Below are 19,218 nucleotides of genomic sequence, written 5' to 3' on the forward strand. Positions count from 1 at the left end.
TTTTGTCAGCTTGCCTAGCTTCAATAAAAACTTTGCCAGAGCCGTCAATATCTGTAAATTTCAGCGCGTTTGACACCAAGTTTTGAATTACGGAGGTCATCATATTGATATCGGCATAGATATTTAAATCATCTGGGACATCATTGACCAGTTCAATATTTTTCTTCAAAGCTAATGTGTGCAGTACATCGCAAACAATATTGCTGACTTGTCTAAGCTTAAAGTTAATTGGGTGATAAACAAAACGCCCACCCTCTGCCATCGCCCATGTCAGTAAGCTTTCAAGTAAGTTATAGGTCGATTGCGAGGTGTCATATAAATAATCTGCAATGTTTTGAATACTAGACTCATCTAAAGTCTCACGCTCTTTGGCGAGTACTTCAGAAAACCCGAGTAGTCCATGAAACGGCGCTCGTAAGTCATGCGAAATAATCGAGAAAAATTTAGTTTTACTTGAGTTAATCGCAACTTGTTGTTCATAGAGTTCGTTTAACTCTTCATAGTTAAACTTCAATTCGACTTGCTGCATAAAAGTCGAACAGTAATCGAGCAGCAATTGAATATCATCATCTTCAAATGTAGCTGCATCGTCATCGAAAAAGACCGCAAAGCCCATAGACGTTTTATCAGGGTGTAAAAGATGCACCGCCAATGCCCTACTGCACTCGATGTTTAGTTCTTTTAAATAGTTGGTTAAGTTTTGATATGAAGGATGTGAGTGATTAATGATCTGTTGTTTAGCAAAGCACTGTTTTAAATGTTTCGAAGGTTTAAACGAGATTGCCGTCATGCCCTCTGGGCAACGATGCCAAAAGTAAGGTTCCTGATTAAAAGTCAGTAAGGCTTTTTTACAATTCAAAAGACGAAGACTAAACCGGAAAAATTGCTCGATGTAGTTCTGCTCGGCATTTAATCCAAGTAACAGAGATATCCTACAAGCACTTAACTGCTCAACCTGATTTAGTTCTAAACGCTGGAATGTCATTGCCCGCCTCACAGATTTTGTCGTTTTTGGTCGGAACCGCTCTTAAAAAATGTACTTATAATCATTATGATCTACTACAAACTTTAACACAGTACATTAAAAGAGCAACGTTCTTTTCAAAATAGAAATGTGAAGTTTCAATTAAAGGTTTTCAGATACATAAAGTGGGTATGCTTGAGGAAAATACAACAAATGTTTGAAGGTAAAGAGTTGTAAGATGTTAGAAATGCGAGTTCAGAATACTAGTAAAACAGAGTAAAAAAATAATATTTGAATAAGAGCTTAGATTCTTGCTCAATTTCGCTTTAATCAAACGTGTTTGGTATTTAAACAAGACCTTCTTGAGCTTAAAAATGAAAGATTTTTATAAGCTCAAAATTTATAGCTAGAAATTCGAGTCCGACCCTCGGGATCAAATAATAATTTCTTAAGCTCTATCCACTTTTTTATAACCAACAAAAAACCCCTAAGCCGTTAGCTTAGGGGTTTTCGTAGAATCTTACGATTCTGAATATGGTCCCGAGGGTCGGACTCGAACCGACACGTCATCTCTGACAGCGGATTTTGAGTCCGCCGCGTCTACCAATTTCACCACCTCGGGAGAGGAAGTATGTTTGTGTTGCGTATATTAGCGCGTTTGTAAAACTTGTCAAACCCTAAGTGAATATTATCGTTCACTTTTAGATCACTTAAACATTTTTCATGATTTAGGCCATAAGCACAGCCATAAAAAAGCGAAAAAGTTTATACTAGGCCCAATTTTTGCGGTGTTTTTTCCTAAATATGCAACTGTCTGACTTTTCCTTTGAATTACCTGATGAACTTATTGCCCGTTATCCTCTTGAATCACGTAGTGCTTCACGATTGTTGCACCTAGACTCAAAGGGTCAATATCACGATCACATGTTCACAGACATTATCGATCTGTTCGAAGAAGGTGATCTGTTAGTGCTCAATGACACTAAAGTCATGAAAGCACGACTTAAAGGAAAACGTTCTACAGGCGGTGCGATTGAGATTTTGGTTGAGCGCATGCTGAACCACACCACAGCGTATTGCCATATTAAATCGAGCAACTCACCTAAAGCAGGTGCTGACCTTTATGTCGGTGCCGATAACATTCCTGTGATTGTCCGTGGCCGTCACGAAAATTTATTTGTGGTTGAGTTTTCACAGCCAATTTTGCCTGTACTTGAGCAATACGGTCAGTTACCTATTCCGCCCTACTTTAACCGTGAAGCAGAAGAAATTGACACTGAACGCTATCAAACGGTTTTCCATAACCCCGAAAAAATTGCCAGTGTTGCAGCACCTACTGCAAGCTTGCATTTTGATGAAACACTTCTAGAAAAATTAGAACAAAAAAATGTTCAAAAAACTTTTGTGACTTTACACGTCGGTGCAGGCACGTTTATGCCTGTTCGTACGGATGACATTACCAACCATATCATGCACAGTGAATGGTGTGATGTACCTCAAGAAACCATTGATTTAATTTTGGCGACTAAAGCACGCGGTAATAAAGTGATTGCCGTTGGTACAACAGCAACACGTGCTCTAGAAAGTGCAGCTCAAGCTCATGGTGGTAAAATCGCGGCTTGGACTGGTGACACGCAAATCTTTATCTATCCGGGCTATGAGTTCTGCATCGTAGATCGTTTAATTACCAACTTCCATTTGCCAGAGTCTACTCTGCTCATGTTGGTGTCTGCACTTTCAAATCGAGACAACATTTTGGCTGCCTATGAACATGCAGTTAAAAGCCGCTATCGTTTCTTTAGTTATGGCGATGCAATGTTGGTTGATAAATTAGACGTTTAAATACTAAGGCGGGGTTAAACCTTATAAGTTGATTCGAGGTTTAACCCAACCCAAGTACTTACAATAAAAAATAATGAATTTAGCTGTGTGAGTTGCAGAAATTTAGCGATGAAATCAGGCATTAATTTTTTAAAGAAAAATTCTCAATTTAGAAAAATTTAGTATTTATCTCTTTCAATTTAAAAGATAATCTAGAAATAGCTCTTTATGATAATGAACTTATTACTTCCATGCCAATCGATACTGTACAAGAAGCTCTTCATATAAGGCGTAAAAAAAATACACAGGTTTTTCGCAATATCGCTCGACTTTGGGACGCTGGACAAAAATCGCATTCAGCCCAAGATCTTTTAGATGCTTTACATCCATGGCGTGAAGATCACAACCTTCGCTTTTTTAATGTGCTCCCCTATTTACTCGCCATTTGCAGCATCACAGTATTAGGTTTTGGTTATTTTCTTCATCCACATATTCAATATATTTGGAGCTTTTTAGGTGCCTTTTTAACAGGGTTTCTGGCTTATTTACTCTATCAATCTCAAGAACCTTTAACGCAAGTTATTCGTTATCTAGAACAACGCATGGTGATTTTGCGTTACGGCTTACAGTTTCAGCAGTTACCAGCTTATCTTCCCATTCATGCTCAGCCAGTTTTAGTTCTGAGTAAACTAAAACAGTATTTCCCACTGTTTAACCGAGGGACTGAATCTAACGAAATTACTCAGTTTGCTTCGACGACATGGAACGATGGAGTAACCGATCATCAAGTCTTGCTGTTTCAATATCATTACGTTAATGAAATCCCTATTATTCAAGACCAAAATAGCGATAAAAAAATTATAAAAGAAATTCATAAAGATTTATGGGGCGCTTTTATATTTCAAATACCTGCTTTGGGTATTGCTGTTAGCAATCAACGTTCTCGTTTTTTTACTCCCTACAGCAGTAAATGGCAAAGTAGCGATATTTTAATTAACCAAGAACTTAATATTTTTGGGGTTAATCAACACCAGTTAGCCAAAGAAGTCAGCCCGAGCTTAACTTTAAAATTAAATGATTTTTTTCAGCACTTTAAAGGGGATTTAATTTATCATCACGAAGAACAAATTTTGTGTTATCTGGGTGAGCAAAATCTTTTTCAGACCACAAGTAAGCAAAGTGAAATTCATGATGTTTCAGCATTGCGTGGGCACTTGCGTACCATGACCATGCCGCAATATGAAAAATTTCAGCAATTAATGTTGAACTTAATTAAATAAATCTCTCGTATGACTTGATTGTCGTCTCATTAAAAATGAGAAGTCAAAAGTACACTGAGGGAATAACAATAAGGAACTGACCATGACTGGTTTAATTATTTTCCTGGGGATATTTGTTGTACTGATCGTCTGGGGCGTTCACATCCGTAATACCATCGTACGTTATTTTAATGCGACCAAACGCGCTTGGTCTGAGGTTGCCAATTTCGAACGTCAAAAGGTAAAGACTTTAGAGGCTCTTGAGACAACACTTAATCAATATACACAGTTTGAAAAATCGACATTAGAAAAAGTCACTGAATTACGTCAGCAAATTCTTAATTTAAATGTGAATAACACTGATATTTCTCAGCTGCAACAAATTGAGAAAATGAGCAAAGAACTAATTCGCAGCTTAAATGTTGTTGTTGAAAACTATCCTGAGCTTAAAGCCGATTCACTCTATAGCAAGATGATGGATGATATTCAGGAACAAAACGAAAATGTGGGTGCTGCGATTAGCATTTTTAACCGTAATGTCGAGCTGTTCAACAACCAGATTGAAGTATTCCCTAACAATCTCATTAACAGCTTAACTTTATCCAAGAAAGCGATTCGTCCTTTTAAGGATAATCTTGTTAATGAAAATTTTGACTATAAACCTAATTTTCAATAGAAAAAAAACAGCCCCTAACCTGTCGGAAATTTTATCTATTTTATAACCAGCTACATTTAGTAGTAGAACTACATCGCAGAATCAAGGAAAATAGCTCTCTTTTTAGCAGCGAACTGTTTCTTCGCCTCTGCTCGTGTTCAGGATTTTTAGATGAAGTTTGAAAAATTAGGTCAGTCGGGGCGCGCCCGTCGTGGTCGTTTAACTTTAGAGCATGGTGTTGTTGAAACACCTGTTTTTATGCCAGTGGGGACTTACGGCACAGTCAAAGGTATGCTACCGCGTGATATCGAAGACATTCAGGCACAAATTATTTTAGGAAATACCTTCCATTTATATTTGCGCCCGGGTCTTGAAGTGATTAAAGAACACGGCGGTTTGCATAACTTTATTAAATGGGATAAGCCAATTTTGACTGACTCTGGCGGTTTCCAGGTTTTTAGTCTTGGCGCAATGCGCAAAATCAAAGAGGAAGGTGTTACTTTCCGCTCGCCGATTGATGGTTCAAAAGTATTTTTATCGCCTGAAATTTCTATGGAAATTCAGCAGGTATTGAACTCTGACATCGTCATGATTTTTGATGAATGTACACCTTATCCTGCAACGCATGAAGAAGCACAAAAATCATTGCAGCTTTCTTTACGCTGGGCAAAACGTTGTAAAACCCATCATCATGATGAGCTTAAAAATAAGAATGCATTATTTGGCATTATTCAAGGCGGTATGTATGAAGACTTACGTGATGAGTCTTTAAATGGTCTTCTTGAAATTGGTTTTGATGGTTATGCGATTGGCGGCTTATCTGTAGGTGAGCCTAAAGAAGAGATGATCAAAGTTTTAGATTATCTACCAAGCAAAATGCCACAAGACAAACCGCGTTACTTGATGGGCGTTGGTAAGCCCGAAGATATCGTTGAAGCGGTGCGCCGCGGTGTCGATATGTTCGACTGTGTAATGCCAACCCGTAATGCGCGAAACGGTCATTATTTTGTCACTGATGGTCTGGTACGTATTCGTAATAGTAAATATCGCCATGACCAAAGTCCGCTCGATCCACATTGCGATTGCTACACTTGTAAGAACTTTACCCGTGCTTATCTATTCCATCTTGAAAAATGTGGAGAGATGTTAGCATCTATGCTCGGTACCATTCATAACTTACGTTATTACCAACGTTTAACTGAAGGTATGCGTGATGCATTAGAGAATGGCACATTTGATGAATTTGTTCAGGACTTTTATGCCCGCCGTGGTTTAGAAGTTCCACCATGTCCGGTTGATGAATAAGCCCGATTTGCGCTCAACCTCAAGACAAGGTAAATTGCAAAACGAATTAGGATTATGTCAGGTATCTGACTCATATTTTTAACTTTAGGAAATCAAAATGAGCTTTTTAATTTCTGCTGCACATGCAGCACCGGCGGCTGGCCCAACTACAGGTATTTTGCCAAACATCTTGATGATTGTTGTATTCGTTGCAATCTTTTATTTCTTAATTTGGCGTCCTCAAGCAAAGCGTGCTAAAGAGCACCGTTCTTTAATCGAAAGCTTAGGTGTAGGTAGTGAAGTTGTGTTCGCTGGTGGTTTAATGGGCAAAGTGACCAAAATTGAAGGTGACTATGCAGTTGTTGAACTTAGCCGTGGTGTAGAAGTAAAAATTCAGCGTGCCAGCGTAATTTCAGTATTACCTGAAGGCACTCTAAATAACCTTTAATCATAAAACAGTCGTGCTTTAGCACGACTTTTTCATTTAAGAAGAAAGCGAATGCGTTACCCTGCATGGAAATATTTACTGATTCTGGTTGTTCTGGTAGTCAGTACATTATACGCACTGCCTAGTCTATATCCGGATGAGCCCGCCGTTCAAATTTCCGGTGCCAAAGCTGGTACCCAAATTGATCAAAGTGTGGTGCAAAAAGCAGAGCAAATTTTAAAAACAGCAAATATTGCAAGTCACGATAATACTTTTACAAATAATGCTGCCCTCTTGCGTGTCAGCTCTTCGGAAGCGCAGTTGAAAGCAAAAGAAGTATTACGCCGTGACTTAGGTGATCAATATGTTGTTGCCCTAAACCTTGCACCAACCACACCGGAATGGTTGCAAAAAATTGGGGCAAAACCAATGAAACTTGGTTTGGACTTACGTGGTGGTGTCCACTTCTTGCTTGAAGTAGATATGGACAAAGCCGTTGCCCAACGTATGGAAACTTCTGCCACTGATTTGCGTCGTCAGTTCCGTGAAAACAAGATCAAATTTAATAATCTTGCATTAACAAACAATGTAATCACTGTTCAATTTGCTGACAATGCTGACCGTGATGCAGCAATGGATTTTCTACGTCGTAATGGGAATGAATATACCCAACAGGCATTAGCAAGCTCTACAGGTTCTACTTTAAAGCTTACTTATACCGATGTACGTCGCCAAGAAATCCAGTCATATGCGGTAAACCAAAACTTAACAACATTACGTAACCGTATTAACGAACTTGGTGTTGCAGAAGCATTGGTACAAAGTCAGGGTAGCAACCGTATTGTTGTTGAATTACCGGGTGTGCAAGATACAGCTGAAGCTAAACGTGTTTTAGGCCGTACTGCAAACCTCGAATTCCGTTTAGTTTCTGACTCAAATGATCAATATATTGACCCATATACAGGTAAATATAATGGTCAACCTTTACCTCCGGGCACAGAAGTTTTTGCTTATGAGTCTTTAGATAGCGGTCGTCAAATACTTTTAAGTCGTAACCGAATTTTAACAGGTGAAAGAATACAAAGTGCATCTCCTGACTTCGATCAGAAAACTGGAGAACCACAAGTTGCTGTTAAATTAGATAGTGCTGGCGGCAAATTAATGGCTGATGCTACTCGTGTAGCATTAAAAAAACGTATGGCCGTGCTGTTTATTGAAAATAAACAGAAAATCACCTACACGACCGATCCAAAAACTGGTACACAAACAGAAGTTCGTACACCATATACAGAATCTGTCGTACTAAGTGCTCCTCAAATTCAGGCTGTTTTAGGTTCTAATTTCGTAATTAATGGAATGAGTACTCAAGAGGCTTCCGAACTTTCGCTTATGCTTCGTGCTGGTGCTTTGGCTGCGCCAATGTACTTTGTTGAAGAGCGTGTAGTTGGCCCAAGTCTAGGTCAAGAAAACATTGATAAAGGTATCTTATCAACTCAAATTGGTTTCTTGCTCGTTGCAATCTGGATGGTAGTCTTCTTCCGTCTATTCGGTTTAATCGCTAACTTTGCACTTGTTGTTAACTTGGCAATGATTTTAACGGTTATGTCATGGATTGGAGCTTCCCTCACCTTACCAGGTATTGCCGGTATCGTTATTACCATTGGTATGGCGGTCGATGCGAACGTATTGATATGTGAGCGTATTCGAGAAGAAATGCTCTGGGGAGCATCGCCCAAACAGGCCATTGTGGCCGGTTATGATCGAGCTTATAACACCATTTTTGACTCGAACTTAACCACGTTCCTCGTTGCTTTCATTTTGTTTGCAATTGGTACAGGCCCGATCAAAGGTTTCGCCGTAACATTAATGATTGGTATTGTATGTTCGATGTTTACTGCAATTACAGTGACTCGCGCAATTGTACAAATCATTTATGGCAAACGCCGTAACTTGAAAAAGTTGAGCATTTAAGGAGATCGATGATGACTAAAGTGACTCAACAAGATTCAAAACAATATGGACGTCCGGATGATGCAAAAATCATCCCGTTCATGAAGATTGCCAAACCTGCGGCAATCTTCTCGATCCTGATTACATTGGCGAGTATTTTCTTTATTGCGACTAAAGGTCTTAACCTCGGTTTGGACTTTACAGGTGGTGTTTCAGCTGAGCTTAACTATGCTCAACCAGCAAACCAGTCTGACGTTATTCAAGCGCTCGACAAAGCTGGCTTTAAAGATGCTGTAGTACAGACACTGGGTAGTAATAAAGACTTACTTGTGCGTATGCCAGTACAAGAAGTTAAGGTTGAAGATCTTAATAACGCGATTACTAAGGCTGTACAGCTGCCAAGCAATGCCGCAGAAGTTCATAAAGTTGACTCTGTAGGTGGTCAAGTTGGTAACGAGCTTTATGTTCGCTCTGCTGGTGCGGTTGCACTTGCTCTCATTTTAATGTTGATCTATGTGACGATCCGTTTCGAGTTTAAACTCGCGATGGGTGCCGTAATGTCTTTATTCCACGACATCATCATTATTATTGGTGCTTTTGCATTATTCCAATGGCCATTTGACCTTACAGTTTTAGCTGCGGTACTTGCTGTTATTGGCTTCTCGCTTAACGATAACATTGTAGTGTCAGACCGTATCCGTGAAAATTTCCGTAAAATTCGCGGTGCGACTCCTCGTGAAATCGTCGATATTGCTTTAACTGAAACTTTACGTCGTACCATTCATACATCGATGACCTTAATGCTAGTCGTTCTAGCAATGATGTTCTTAGGTGGTGATGGCTTACACTGGTTCTCTGTTGCAATGTTTGTCGGTATCTTTGTAGGTACTTACTCTTCAATTTATATCGGTACAGCTTTTGCCTTATGGCGTGGTCTTAACCGTCAGGACTTCATCGTTCAAGTTAAACCTGAATTTGAAGATGACATTCCTTAAGTTGGATAAAGTAAGACATATAAAAAAACCGCGATTAATTCGCGGTTTTTTTATTTAAAATATATTATTTACGACGCAATGCATCCGAAATTGCTTCAACCAACTGTTGAGAAATTTCTTGTTTAGATGCTTTTTCTAACTCACGTTTTTTCATGTGATAGTTCTCAGCAAAGAAAACCGTCATCGCATTTTCATCAGAAGCAAAACCAATATCTGCACGTGACACATCATTACATGCAATCATATCGAGTTTTTTAGCAACCAGTTTTCCTGCCGCATATTCTTCAACATTCTGTGTTTCAGCGGCAAAGCCCACCATAAATGGACGTTTTTCCTGACCAGCAATAGTTGCCACAATATCCGGATTTTTTACAAGGGAAACGTTCAACTCATCCCCTGCCTTCTTAATTTTATGCTCAGCAACTTCTGCTACACGATAGTCTGCGACTGCGGCGGTTGCAATGAAGATATCACAGCCTGTTTCTAACGAATCCATACTGATATCTAACATCTGTCTTGCAGAGGCAACATTTACTCTTTTTACCCCATTCGGTGTATCTAAACTTACAGGTCCAGCAATCAGAGTCACTTGTGCACCAGCAGCGTAACAAGCAGCCGCTAAAGCAAAGCCCATTTTACCAGTACTGTGGTTCGAGATATAACGAACAGGGTCAATTGCTTCACGTGTTGGCCCAGCAGTAATCACAACTCGCTTACCTGCCAACAACCCAAATTTTTCAGCAATTGCACGTTGAGCCTGATGGAAATAGCCAGCCACTTGCTTAGCAATTTCTTCTGGCTCTGGCATTCGGCCTAAACCAACATCACCACACGCCTGCTCACCCGCATCTGGCATGATCACATGCACACCATCTTCGACTAAGGTTTGTAAATTTCGTTGTGTAGCTTTGGCCGCCCACATTTGCTGGTTCATGGCAGGCGCAACCCATACAGGAGATTTTGTTGCCAAAAAAACTGTACTGAGCAAGTCATCTGCTAAACCATGCGCAAATTTTGCCAAAGTATCGCAACTTGCAGGCGCAACCAGTAATAAATCAGCCCAACGTGCTAATTCAATATGTCCCATTCCAGCTTCAGCCGCAGGGTCTAAAAGTTCAGTATGGACAGGATTACCAGAAAGAGCCTGAAAAGTTAGTGGGGTAATAAATGCCTGAGCACCATGTGTCATGACTACACGCACATCAAAGCCATAATCTTTGAGGCGGCGGACTAAGATGGCACTTTTATAGGCAGCAATTCCGCCAGTAACAGCTAAAACGATGTTTTTATGAGGAATAACACTTAGATCAAAGCTCACGAACAGGATACCTTACTGTTGCAGTGGCGCTCACAATAGCATTAAATACGCGCAGACCCAAGATTGATTGGGCAAACAAAATAAAATTTTAAGCGAATTATGCTGGGGAATATGAATACTTCTATTAAAAATTGGCCCGAACAAGAGCGGCCAAGAGAACGGTTATTACAACAAGGTCCTCAAAGTCTCTCTGATGCAGAGCTATTGGCGATTTTTCTTCGCTCAGGTTCAAGGCAACATTCAGCAGTCGAATTATCACGTTTACTCATTCAACATTTTGGTAGTCTAAATGCAGTATTTGATTCATCGTTAAGCGAATTAACTCAATTTAATGGAATTGGAGCAACGAAATATTCTCAATTACTGGCAGTCAAAGAACTCGGACGACGTTATCTCGATCATCACTTTCAGAAGAATGATCTTAGTCTTCACTCTTCTGATTTAGTTTTGGATTATTTACGCTATGAATTAAAAGGTGAAAAACAAGAAGTCTTTGCCGTGCTGTGTCTAGACCCAGAATTAAGAAAGCTCCATTTTAAAAAGCTATTTTTTGGTTCAATGCAACATTGTGCAGTCTCGGTCAATCAAACCTTACGCTACGCCTTACAACAGCATGCTTGTCAGCTCGTTATTGCACACAATCATCCATTTGGTTCAGCACAGCCTTCTGCTGAAGATATTGCCTTAACTCAACAACTAAAAAATGCATGCAAGCTTGTCGAAATACACCTCTTGGATCATTTTATTATTTCTCCAGAAGGAAGCTTTTCATTTGCTGAACAACAACTGCTCAACCCCGCAACAATATCAGTTCAATAATATTGACAAAGCTTAACTAAGCCTAGAAGATCAAAACAAAAATAGTGATGCTTAAAATAAAATGATTGTTCGTGATCAACCTAGTATTTTCAAAGTTTTATTCTCTTGGCGAGGGACGATTTTACCCAAAATTCTCCCCTCCTTAGGGTTTGTTATGTTGATCTCAGCAATCATTGGTGGCGTGGAATATATCAACCTTTATCGCTTTCCAGAAATTCCCTTGGTTGGCTTTACGCTGATTGGTGTCGTGCTTTCTATTTTCTTAGGATTTAAAAATACTGCATGTTATGACCGTTGGTGGGAAGCCCGAAAATTATGGGGTGTTTTAATTGCAACTTCTCGCCATTTTGACCGTGACTGCCGAATTTTGACTCAGGCCCGCCGTGAACGTGTCATTCAACATGTGATTGTTTTTGCTAATGTGTTACGTGATCGTTTACGTCGTCAGACAGCGAACCCAACTGAGTTAATACAAACCAGTGGTATGAGTCAGCAAGCGCTCACCCAACTCTATCAGCAAAATAATGCTCCTCAGTACACGTTGAGCCTCATTCACTGGGAATTATTACAAGCACTTAAAGAAGGTGAAATCTCTGACATCATCTATGCACAGATGAATAAAAATGTTTCAGATTTAAGTGTAGTACAAACTGGCTGTGACCGAATCGCCAATACACCTATTCCATTTGCCTATTCAGTTTTGCTCAATCGCACTGTCTATTTTTTCTGTTTTATGTTGCCATTTAGTCTTGGTTCATTGCTTGGTTTAGCAACACCTTTACTGGTTGGAATTTTGGCATATACATTCTTAGGACTTGATGCACTAAGCTCAGAAATTGAAGAGCCTTTTGGTACTCAAAGCAATGATTTACCTTTAGATGCCATGGTACGTAGTATCGAAATTGAACTTTTAGGAACGCTAGGCAAACCTACGCCGCCTCCAATTCAAGCTCAAGATAATAACTTGCTCTAAGCGCTATTAGAGAAAACGCTCCCAAACACCTTGCTGATTAGCCGTTGGTTTAGGTGTATTTCCCAATTTAATCCATGGCATATTTTCACCATGAAAATCACTGCCAATTGATACGGCTAATTGATATTGCTCAATCATCCGATCAACCATTTGGCGAGTAGATAACGTTTCCATAGGTGGAGGTAGCTCAACCGCATCTCCACCTGAAGTTGCAAACAATTCAATTAAATATCGAATGTTAGTTGCAGATAAATCATAACGAGTTGGATGTGCTAAAACCGCCAGCCCTTTACTTTCATGAATCACATCAATTGTTTCTTTTAATCCTAACCCTTCAAACTTAACAAAGGCACGTCTTCCCTCTTTTAAGAAACGATCAAATGCTTGTTGAGGACGGGTTACTACATTCTTCTCGACCAGTGTTTTAGCAATGTGAGTTCTTGTCACTCGATCGGCCTGATTTTCCACTTTGGCAAGAACATCTTCATAGATCTGAAAACCAATACATTTTTCTAATAAATCACAAATGACTTTAGCTCTTTGCGCTCGTACTCTTTTTTGTTGTTCTAATGCTTCTAAAATTGGTGCTTCATCTTGCATGTTTAAAGCAACAATATGTACGCCATAACTCTTTTTAGTTGTTGGGCGTGACCACTGACTCGAAATCTCCGTACCAGAAATGATTTTTAAATCATGACCTTGCGCAGCAATTCTAGCTCGGTGCAATCCGTCCATTGTATCGTGATCAGTTAAAGCCAAAGTATGCAAATTCACATCAATAGCAGCTTGCACCAGTAATTCCGGAGACAAAGTTCCATCAGAAATATTGCTATGTGTATGTAAATCTATGCCTTGCATCTTTTATACTATGCCATTCACCAAACCTGATCAGATACTCTAACATGAAAGCACTTCTGGACTTTGTTCCATTAATTATTTTCTTCTATTTATATAAAACAGTTGATCCAGCTAACGCACAGCATCCTTTACTTAAACTGATCGGGTCTGCTGGCGGTGCAGATAATAATAATATTCTTGTAGCAACTACTGGTCTAATTATTTCAATGCTCGTGGTATATGGTGCCCTATTTGTTTTCCAAAAATTTCGTCTAGATAAACAACAATGGTTTGTATTGTTTATGACTGTGATTTTTGGTGGCATCACGCTCATGCTAAGTGATGATTTCTATATTCGTCTGAAAGCTGCAATTTTAAATTTGGTTTTTGCAGGCGCATTCTTGGTTTCACCTTGGTTTGGTAAAGACCGTAAGCCACTTATACGACGTTTATTTGATCCTATTTTAGAGTTAAGTGAAAAAGGTTGGAAAAATCTAAACTTCGCTTGGGCAGTCATGTTTGTAGTGATGTCTTGTTTACACGTGTTCTTCGCATTTTTATTTCACGGTGGAAAATATTGGGGCGAATTTACTGCATTTGGTGACATGATTGTGATGTTTTCATTTATCATTATTCAGTTCATTATTTTACGTAAGCATTTTAAGTCACCAGACGCTTAAAGTGGTTCCTGATTGATTATAGAGATACGATTACATGCCTTTTTTTGTTCTAAGCTGTACCGATAACGAAGGAACTTTAGAGAAACGCTTAGCAGTACGCCCTCAGCATATCGAACGTCTACAAAAACTCGATGACGAAGGCCGCCTTGTTACAGCGGGTGCTATGCCCAAAGATCCTAATGATCCACAAGCAGGCTTTTATGGTAGCACCATGATTGTTGAATTCGACAGTCGCGAAGCATTAGATGAATGGTTAAAAGAAGAACCATTTCTCAAAGAAGGCATTTATGCCCATATTGATGTAAAACCGTTCAATAAAGCATTTCCAAAAGGGTAATCGCATGCAGCTTGCAATCAAAAGCTTTCTTGGCTTGTGTTTGATATGTTCAACTGCTGGAGCAGTTGAACCTGCTGCAACACCAGCAACACCACCTCCAAGCGCGCCTTCAACTCAGGCAGCTAAACCCGCTCCTACAGCACCAACTGGTGTAAAAACAGCGACTACTGCTCAGCCACTTACAGCTGAACAACTCGTAAAGAATAAACAACAGCAAGATGCGAAAATCAAAGCTTTAGTTCAAGATCAGGCATCTCGCTTAAAACAGTTAGAACATGCCAATCTTGAAGCACTCGCTCAGAACCAAGAGCTACAGTTAAAAAACGACAGCCTCTCTGTTCAAGTTCAAGTTTTACAAAGCGAGCGTAGTGCGCAAATGTTTTTATATGGCGCGGTTACCTTAGCAGGTGGCGTATTGCTAGGATTCTTTATCGCTAGTTATATCCATACAAAACGTCGACGCCAGTGGTAAATCGAAGCAATCTATAAACCAAATGAACGTATCAAACCGTATCCAAACAGCAGAACTGGACTGGGAATTAATCGATGGTATCGAGGTTCCCATTTCCAAACAATTTGGTGATGTCTATTTCTCTAAAGATAATGGCTTACTTGAAACACGACATGTTTTTCTAAATGGTAATGACTTATCAGAACGCTTAGCCCACCTAAAAGATTTTGAATATTTCAGTGTAGGAGAAACCGGTTTTGGTACAGGTTTAAACATTCTTGCACTCTGGCAACTTTGGCAACAAGTTCGTCCAGACAATCAAAGTCATTTACATGCAATTAGTGTTGAAAAATTTCCCTTAAGTAAAGCTGACCTTATTCGTGCTTTAAATGTCTGGGATGAGCTTAAACCACTTGCAGAGCAGTTAATTGAACAATATCCGCTCCCTATTGCTGGATGCCATCGCTTAACTTTTCCTAACGAGCGTTTTAGCATCGACCTATGGTTAGGAGATGCACAAGACATTTTCCCAAGCATAGCGAAAACTAAAGCAGTAGATGCTTGGTTTTTAGATGGCTTTGCACCCTCTTGTAATCCAGAGCTATGGGAACAAAATGTTTTAAACCATATTGTTCGTCTTTCAGACTATGGCAGCACATTTTCCTCTTTTAGTGTCGCGGGTGTTTTAAAACGTGGGCTAAAGGCGCACGGTATTAGTATTTCTCGTCCACGTGGTTTTCGGCATAAACGGGAAATGCTCAAAGCAATCTGGAATCCACCTCAATCTGATGATGAATCCTCACAATTAGACCAAGTTCAGTCATTGGGTAAAGAACAGCAGCATATGGCGATAATTGGGGCCGGTGTAGCAGGTTTAACTACGGCGTGGGCATTTGCAGCACGCGGGCACCAAGTGACCTTATATGAGCAAACAGAAGCATTATCTGGTGCTTCTGGAAACCCTTTGGCATTGCTTAATCCTAAACTATGTCCGATTGAACAAAGCCATGAACATCTCATGACTTTAAGTTGGCAACATGCTTTAAATTTTTATAAAAATTTTCAAGCATTCCGTCCACTTCAAATACAACAAATCGCATTGAAAAATGCAGATGAACTTCTCGATCTTGTAAATCAATATCCAGCTGATGTTGTTACCCATTCAACAAACTCACTTGAAACTGCATATTCTAGTGTTTCGCTGACCGAAGCGGGTTCTGTTTCACCACATCAACTACGTGATGAAATTTTACAACACCCTTTAATTGCTCTAAAAATTGCCCATGTCACAGCACTGGTTCCTTTTGGAAATAAAGTTCAATTGCAGGCTGATAATGAGGTTATTGCTGAAGCAGACCATGTTGTTGTGTGCTGTGCACGTCAAAGTGCTGCTTTATTTGAAAGCTATCCACAGTTAAAACCAATACGCGGACAAGTGAGTTGGATTAATAATTCTTTTGCTCCCCTGCCTTTAAATGAAGCTTATAGCTATGGTGGGTATTGCATGCAACTTGATGCTTCACAAATGATTTTAGGTGCATCTTTTTACCCAAATCGTGAAGATCAAGATGTGCTTCCCGAAGACCATGTGCATAACTTTGAATTAATCCACAGCGTATTCCCTGCATATGCAGAAAAGTTACCATCAACTTCAAAGTGGCAAGGCCGTGCATCTATCCGTGCACAAAGCTTAGATTATTTTCCTCTGGTTGGAAAAATGCTTGAGAATAGTCGAATTGCTACTTTTGCTGGTCTTGGTTCTAAGGGCTTTCTATTTGCTCCGTTATGCAGCGAGATCTTGGTTGCCCAGATATTAGGAGAGGCTTGCCCAGTACCGGACAGCTTATTACAAAAACTGAATCCGCAAAGATTTCAAAAAAAAGTAAAACCTAAAAAACCATATTTCAAACCACAATAGTTCTCTTCAATAAAAAAGCACCCTAAGGTGCTTTTTTTTATGCGCCCTGCTCTAGAGGCAAGCCAGCATCACGAGCTGCACGTGTCCCCCCCATCAGCACGACATATTCACGCGAGGCATCCAATCCTTCTAGTTTCTCAGCTGCACGAGGAGCTTTGCTACCACCACCACATAAAATATAAATCGGCTGACCCGCAGAGACCTGGTTCAAAATATCAGCATTCAAATCATTAATCGGGCGATTCACCGCACCTTTAACATGCCCTTCTGCATAAGCATTAGTATCACGGACATCCCAGATAACAGCATTTTCTGGGAATTCAAATGTTGTAATTTCTTGTTTACGGATCATTGTGCACTCCTTTGATGTAAACAACACTTGGCAAATGAAGAAAACCCTCTTAGCATCTCAAATATTCTTTCACTTTGTAAAGGTCTAAACTATGCCTTCTTTCGATATTGTCTCTGAATTAGAGTTATTTGAGGTTAATCATGCTGTACAAAACACACAAAAAGAGATTGCAACACGCTTTGACTTCCGTGGTCATGATGTTTCAGTCGAAATAAACGAAAAAAATAAAGAAATTAAAATCAGTACAGAAAGTGATTTCCAGTGTGAACAAGTTTACAACATGTTAGAAAATCACTTTTATAAACGTAAAATTGATGTACAAGCACTTGATCCACAAAAAGCCGCTGCTTCAGGCAAAAATTTTGTACAAGTGATTAAACTTAAAGACGGTCTTGACTCAGATACTGCAAAAAAAATTAATAAAGCCATTAAAGAAAGTGGCGTTAAAGTGCAATCTTCTATCCAAGGCGACAAAATTCGTGTAACAGATAAAAAGCGTGACACTTTACAACAAGTCATGAATTTTTTACGTGAACAGCAATTTGGTGTGCCATTACAGTTTAATAACTTTAAAGATTAATCTCTTTTCGTGACATTCAAAGCTAAGGTAATTCCATGTCTCAATCCAATCGTCTATCAAAACTGGTAAAAGCGACTTCAAAATTCCCTAAAGGTATTCGGAGCACGCTTTGGAGCAAGGCGTTTGGTCGTATCGTGCCAATGGTGGGTACAGCAAATATCCGCTATCTGGAAGTAGACTCAAACCACGTTACTGTCCGTTTAGAAAACCAGAAAAACATGCAAAATCATATTAAAGGAGTCCATGCTGCGGCTATGGCTCTTTTAGCAGAAACTGCAACAGGTTTTCTAACGGGTTTACATATTCCTGATAACCGCATTTTATTAATCAAATCATTGCATGTAGATTATTTAAAAGTGGTTGAAGGCGGTTTGACTGCTACAGCAACATTGTCTGCTGAACAGCAAAAGTTTATTGCAGCTAATGAGAAAGGTGAACTTGTGATTCCGGTTACAGTCATTGATGATGCAGGCAATGAACCAATCCAGTGCCAAATGCTGTGGGCATGGTTACCTAAACGTAAGAAATAATAACTAATCTAAAGTACTTTTAGATTTTTATTTGCCTCAAGATATAAAAATTATTTTTTGTATCTTGAGGTTAAAAATGAAAAAAATACTGATTCTTTCCTCTTTATTTACCAGTTTAATATTTACAACAATAACGACTCATGCGACTGAACCTCACGTTAAAACCAGTAAATTAACTTCGACTAAATCCGAAGCAATAGATAAATTAAGCGCTCAAAACAAAAGAATAGTCATCGACTTTTATGAAGGCGTCTTTTTAAAACATAAAGTCAAAGAATATGCAGACCGTTATATTGGTCAACAATATATTCAGCACAATCCGAATGTACCAGATGGGAAAGCACCTTTCGTTAATTTCTTCACTGAAAAATTCCAAAAGAATCCTCAAGCTAAAAATGAGATTAAACGTGCGATTGCTGAAGGTAATCTTGTCGTTTTACATGTCCATTCGACTGAAAATGAAAAAGATCGAGGAAGAGCGATTATTGATATATTTCGTGTCGAAAATGGAAAAATCGTAGAGCATTGGGATGTAATACAAAATATTCCTGAGCAAAGCAAAAATACCAATACGATGTTTTAATTCTAAAAATGATTTCTTTATCTAAATTAAAAATTAAAGCCTGAATACTGATATTCAGGCTTTATACGTTTTATTGAGCATCTAAAAACTTTTGTCTTGCTTCTTCAGGTATTTGACGCTTATTACCCTTTACATCTACTGCTACAAAGGTAAAGACTCCTTCAGTAATACGTATTGGCTCACGAGAGTCATCATGACTATCCCAAACTTCAATTTGCATCTGAATAGAAGTATTTCCAACTTTTAAGATTTTGGTATAGCAGCTAATGACAAAGCCAACCTTTACCGGAACCAAAAAGGTCATTTGATTAATGGAAATCGTAGCACAACGGCCACGACTGAAACGTTCTGCGTGAATTGCTCCAGCCAAGTCCATTTGTGACACAATCCATCCACCAAACACATCACCACTCCAGTTTGTATCTGCTGGCATGGCAATCGTTTGTAAGGATAAAATTCCTTCTGGTTTGGTATAAGCTTCTGAC

21 protein-coding genes and 1 tRNA gene are annotated in these 19,218 nt (G+C 39.3%); 16 read left to right on the forward strand and 6 right to left on the reverse strand.

The genetic code is table 11. The features are described 5' to 3' along the window. The coding region (locus UC75_RS15735; RefSeq protein ID WP_228137429.1) for a sensor histidine kinase at nt 1-985 on the reverse strand (985 nt) is incomplete at its 3' end. A gap of 514 nt (nt 986-1,499) precedes the next feature. Continuing rightward, a tRNA-Leu gene (locus tag UC75_RS15740) sits at nt 1,500-1,586 on the reverse strand. A gap of 182 nt (nt 1,587-1,768) precedes the next feature. Here UC75_RS15740 and queA point away from each other — a divergent pair. The 7 genes from queA (at nt 1,769) to secF (ending at nt 9,355) form a co-directional block, all read left to right on the forward strand. Beyond that, nucleotides 1,769-2,806, forward strand: a complete 1,038-nt coding sequence (queA, locus tag UC75_RS15745) for a tRNA preQ1(34) S-adenosylmethionine ribosyltransferase-isomerase QueA (protein WP_049838128.1) — start codon at nt 1,769-1,771, stop codon at nt 2,804-2,806. Between the two features lie 230 nt (nt 2,807-3,036). After that, entirely contained in the window at nt 3,037-4,065 is a 1,029-nt protein-coding gene (locus UC75_RS15750; protein WP_049838129.1) for a hypothetical protein, read from the forward strand. A gap of 82 nt (nt 4,066-4,147) precedes the next feature. Next, the gene (locus tag UC75_RS15755; protein WP_049838130.1) at nt 4,148-4,720 is read left to right on the forward strand and encodes a LemA family protein; all 573 of its coding nucleotides are present in this window, start codon (nt 4,148-4,150) and stop codon (nt 4,718-4,720) included. 150 nt (nt 4,721-4,870) lie between these two features. Beyond that, nucleotides 4,871-6,004 carry a tRNA guanosine(34) transglycosylase Tgt gene (gene tgt, locus UC75_RS15760; RefSeq protein ID WP_049838131.1) on the forward strand — a complete coding sequence of 378 codons (1,134 nt, stop codon included), beginning with the start codon at nt 4,871-4,873 and terminating at the stop codon, nt 6,002-6,004. A gap of 97 nt (nt 6,005-6,101) precedes the next feature. Beyond that, nucleotides 6,102-6,431, forward strand: coding sequence for a preprotein translocase subunit YajC (yajC, locus tag UC75_RS15765; RefSeq protein ID WP_003655131.1), 330 nt, complete (start codon nt 6,102-6,104; stop codon nt 6,429-6,431). Between the two features lie 51 nt (nt 6,432-6,482). Then, the gene (secD, locus tag UC75_RS15770) at nt 6,483-8,381 is read left to right on the forward strand and encodes a protein translocase subunit SecD (protein WP_049838132.1); all 1,899 of its coding nucleotides are present in this window, start codon (nt 6,483-6,485) and stop codon (nt 8,379-8,381) included. Between the two features lie 8 nt (nt 8,382-8,389). Next, nucleotides 8,390-9,355, forward strand: a complete 966-nt coding sequence (gene secF, locus UC75_RS15775; protein WP_128825301.1) for a protein translocase subunit SecF — start codon at nt 8,390-8,392, stop codon at nt 9,353-9,355. 64 nt (nt 9,356-9,419) lie between these two features. Here the strand turns inward: secF and coaBC are convergent, their stop codons facing one another. Further along, a complete protein-coding gene (coaBC, locus tag UC75_RS15780) occupies nt 9,420-10,673 on the reverse strand; it encodes a bifunctional phosphopantothenoylcysteine decarboxylase/phosphopantothenate--cysteine ligase CoaBC (protein ID WP_009389455.1) in 1,254 nt (417 codons plus the stop codon). A gap of 99 nt (nt 10,674-10,772) precedes the next feature. On the opposite strand from coaBC, the gene radC reads away from it, so the two are divergent. After that, nucleotides 10,773-11,492 (forward strand): RadC family protein, encoded by a 720-nt coding sequence (radC, locus tag UC75_RS15785; protein WP_128825302.1) that lies wholly within the window; start codon nt 10,773-10,775, stop codon nt 11,490-11,492. 61 nt (nt 11,493-11,553) lie between these two features. Further along, nucleotides 11,554-12,465 (forward strand): bestrophin family protein, encoded by a 912-nt coding sequence (locus UC75_RS15790; protein WP_005309531.1) that lies wholly within the window; start codon nt 11,554-11,556, stop codon nt 12,463-12,465. A 6-nt stretch (nt 12,466-12,471) separates the two neighbouring features. On the opposite strand, the gene UC75_RS15795 is transcribed toward UC75_RS15790, so the two are convergent. Next, nucleotides 12,472-13,323, reverse strand: coding sequence for a PHP domain-containing protein (locus tag UC75_RS15795; protein ID WP_049838135.1), 852 nt, complete (start codon nt 13,321-13,323; stop codon nt 12,472-12,474). A gap of 44 nt (nt 13,324-13,367) precedes the next feature. On the opposite strand from UC75_RS15795, the gene UC75_RS15800 reads away from it, so the two are divergent. From UC75_RS15800 to mnmC, 4 genes are read left to right on the forward strand one after another with little or no spacing between them, the layout of a single operon-like run. Continuing rightward, nucleotides 13,368-13,982 (forward strand): septation protein IspZ, encoded by a 615-nt coding sequence (locus UC75_RS15800; protein ID WP_005309525.1) that lies wholly within the window; start codon nt 13,368-13,370, stop codon nt 13,980-13,982. A 34-nt stretch (nt 13,983-14,016) separates the two neighbouring features. Continuing rightward, the gene (locus UC75_RS15805; protein ID WP_005309522.1) at nt 14,017-14,319 is read left to right on the forward strand and encodes a YciI family protein; all 303 of its coding nucleotides are present in this window, start codon (nt 14,017-14,019) and stop codon (nt 14,317-14,319) included. 4 nt (nt 14,320-14,323) lie between these two features. Next, nucleotides 14,324-14,791: a hypothetical protein gene (locus UC75_RS15810; RefSeq protein ID WP_049838136.1), complete on the forward strand. Its 468-nt coding sequence runs from the start codon at nt 14,324-14,326 to the stop codon at nt 14,789-14,791. A 22-nt stretch (nt 14,792-14,813) separates the two neighbouring features. Beyond that, nucleotides 14,814-16,688 (forward strand): FAD-dependent 5-carboxymethylaminomethyl-2-thiouridine(34) oxidoreductase MnmC, encoded by a 1,875-nt coding sequence (gene mnmC, locus UC75_RS15815; RefSeq protein WP_049838137.1) that lies wholly within the window; start codon nt 14,814-14,816, stop codon nt 16,686-16,688. Nucleotides 16,689-16,725: 37 nt separating this feature from the next. Here mnmC and UC75_RS15820 read toward each other — a convergent pair whose 3' ends face one another. Beyond that, nucleotides 16,726-17,040, reverse strand: a complete 315-nt coding sequence (locus UC75_RS15820; protein ID WP_002116171.1) for a rhodanese-like domain-containing protein — start codon at nt 17,038-17,040, stop codon at nt 16,726-16,728. Nucleotides 17,041-17,131: 91 nt separating this feature from the next. On the opposite strand from UC75_RS15820, the gene UC75_RS15825 reads away from it, so the two are divergent. The 3 genes from UC75_RS15825 (at nt 17,132) to UC75_RS15835 (ending at nt 18,733) form a co-directional block, all read left to right on the forward strand. Then, nucleotides 17,132-17,620 carry a YajQ family cyclic di-GMP-binding protein gene (locus UC75_RS15825; RefSeq protein ID WP_004789065.1) on the forward strand — a complete coding sequence of 163 codons (489 nt, stop codon included), beginning with the start codon at nt 17,132-17,134 and terminating at the stop codon, nt 17,618-17,620. Between the two features lie 35 nt (nt 17,621-17,655). Beyond that, nucleotides 17,656-18,150: a DUF4442 domain-containing protein gene (locus tag UC75_RS15830; RefSeq protein ID WP_004789063.1), complete on the forward strand. Its 495-nt coding sequence runs from the start codon at nt 17,656-17,658 to the stop codon at nt 18,148-18,150. Nucleotides 18,151-18,226: 76 nt separating this feature from the next. Then, on the forward strand, nt 18,227-18,733 hold the full coding sequence (locus UC75_RS15835) for an ester cyclase (RefSeq protein WP_049838138.1): 507 nt from the start codon (nt 18,227-18,229) through the stop codon (nt 18,731-18,733). 70 nt (nt 18,734-18,803) lie between these two features. Here the strand turns inward: UC75_RS15835 and UC75_RS15840 are convergent. Then, the coding region (locus UC75_RS15840; protein ID WP_164837884.1) for an acyl-CoA thioesterase at nt 18,804-19,218 on the reverse strand (415 nt) is incomplete at its 5' end.

Source organism: Acinetobacter sp. V2, assembly GCF_001188385.1.
In the GTDB taxonomy this organism is placed as follows: domain Bacteria; phylum Pseudomonadota; class Gammaproteobacteria; order Pseudomonadales; family Moraxellaceae; genus Acinetobacter; species Acinetobacter oleivorans.

Excerpts from the sequence above, each read along its gene's own strand:
- yajC (WP_003655131.1), top strand. The coding sequence starts at position 6,102 with ATGAGCTTTTTAATTTCTGCTGCACATGCAGCACCGGCGGCTGGCCCA.
- UC75_RS15820 (WP_002116171.1), bottom strand. The coding sequence starts at position 17,040 with ATGATCCGTAAACAAGAAATTACAACATTTGAATTCCCAGAAAATGCT.
- UC75_RS15830 (WP_004789063.1), top strand. The coding sequence starts at position 17,656 with ATGTCTCAATCCAATCGTCTATCAAAACTGGTAAAAGCGACTTCAAAA.
- UC75_RS15795 (WP_049838135.1), bottom strand. The coding sequence starts at position 13,323 with ATGCAAGGCATAGATTTACATACACATAGCAATATTTCTGATGGAACT.
- UC75_RS15805 (WP_005309522.1), top strand. The coding sequence starts at position 14,017 with ATGCCTTTTTTTGTTCTAAGCTGTACCGATAACGAAGGAACTTTAGAG.
- UC75_RS15800 (WP_005309525.1), top strand. The coding sequence starts at position 13,368 with ATGAAAGCACTTCTGGACTTTGTTCCATTAATTATTTTCTTCTATTTA.
- UC75_RS15810 (WP_049838136.1), top strand. The coding sequence starts at position 14,324 with ATGCAGCTTGCAATCAAAAGCTTTCTTGGCTTGTGTTTGATATGTTCA.
- secD (WP_049838132.1), top strand. The coding sequence starts at position 6,483 with ATGCGTTACCCTGCATGGAAATATTTACTGATTCTGGTTGTTCTGGTA.
- radC (WP_128825302.1), top strand. The coding sequence starts at position 10,773 with ATGCTGGGGAATATGAATACTTCTATTAAAAATTGGCCCGAACAAGAG.
- UC75_RS15835 (WP_049838138.1), top strand. The coding sequence starts at position 18,227 with ATGAAAAAAATACTGATTCTTTCCTCTTTATTTACCAGTTTAATATTT.
- UC75_RS15750 (WP_049838129.1), top strand. The coding sequence starts at position 3,037 with ATGCCAATCGATACTGTACAAGAAGCTCTTCATATAAGGCGTAAAAAA.
- UC75_RS15825 (WP_004789065.1), top strand. The coding sequence starts at position 17,132 with ATGCCTTCTTTCGATATTGTCTCTGAATTAGAGTTATTTGAGGTTAAT.
- secF (WP_128825301.1), top strand. The coding sequence starts at position 8,390 with ATGATGACTAAAGTGACTCAACAAGATTCAAAACAATATGGACGTCCG.
- UC75_RS15790 (WP_005309531.1), top strand. The coding sequence starts at position 11,554 with ATGATTGTTCGTGATCAACCTAGTATTTTCAAAGTTTTATTCTCTTGG.
- mnmC (WP_049838137.1), top strand. The coding sequence starts at position 14,814 with ATGAACGTATCAAACCGTATCCAAACAGCAGAACTGGACTGGGAATTA.
- UC75_RS15755 (WP_049838130.1), top strand. The coding sequence starts at position 4,148 with ATGACTGGTTTAATTATTTTCCTGGGGATATTTGTTGTACTGATCGTC.
- tgt (WP_049838131.1), top strand. The coding sequence starts at position 4,871 with ATGAAGTTTGAAAAATTAGGTCAGTCGGGGCGCGCCCGTCGTGGTCGT.
- queA (WP_049838128.1), top strand. The coding sequence starts at position 1,769 with ATGCAACTGTCTGACTTTTCCTTTGAATTACCTGATGAACTTATTGCC.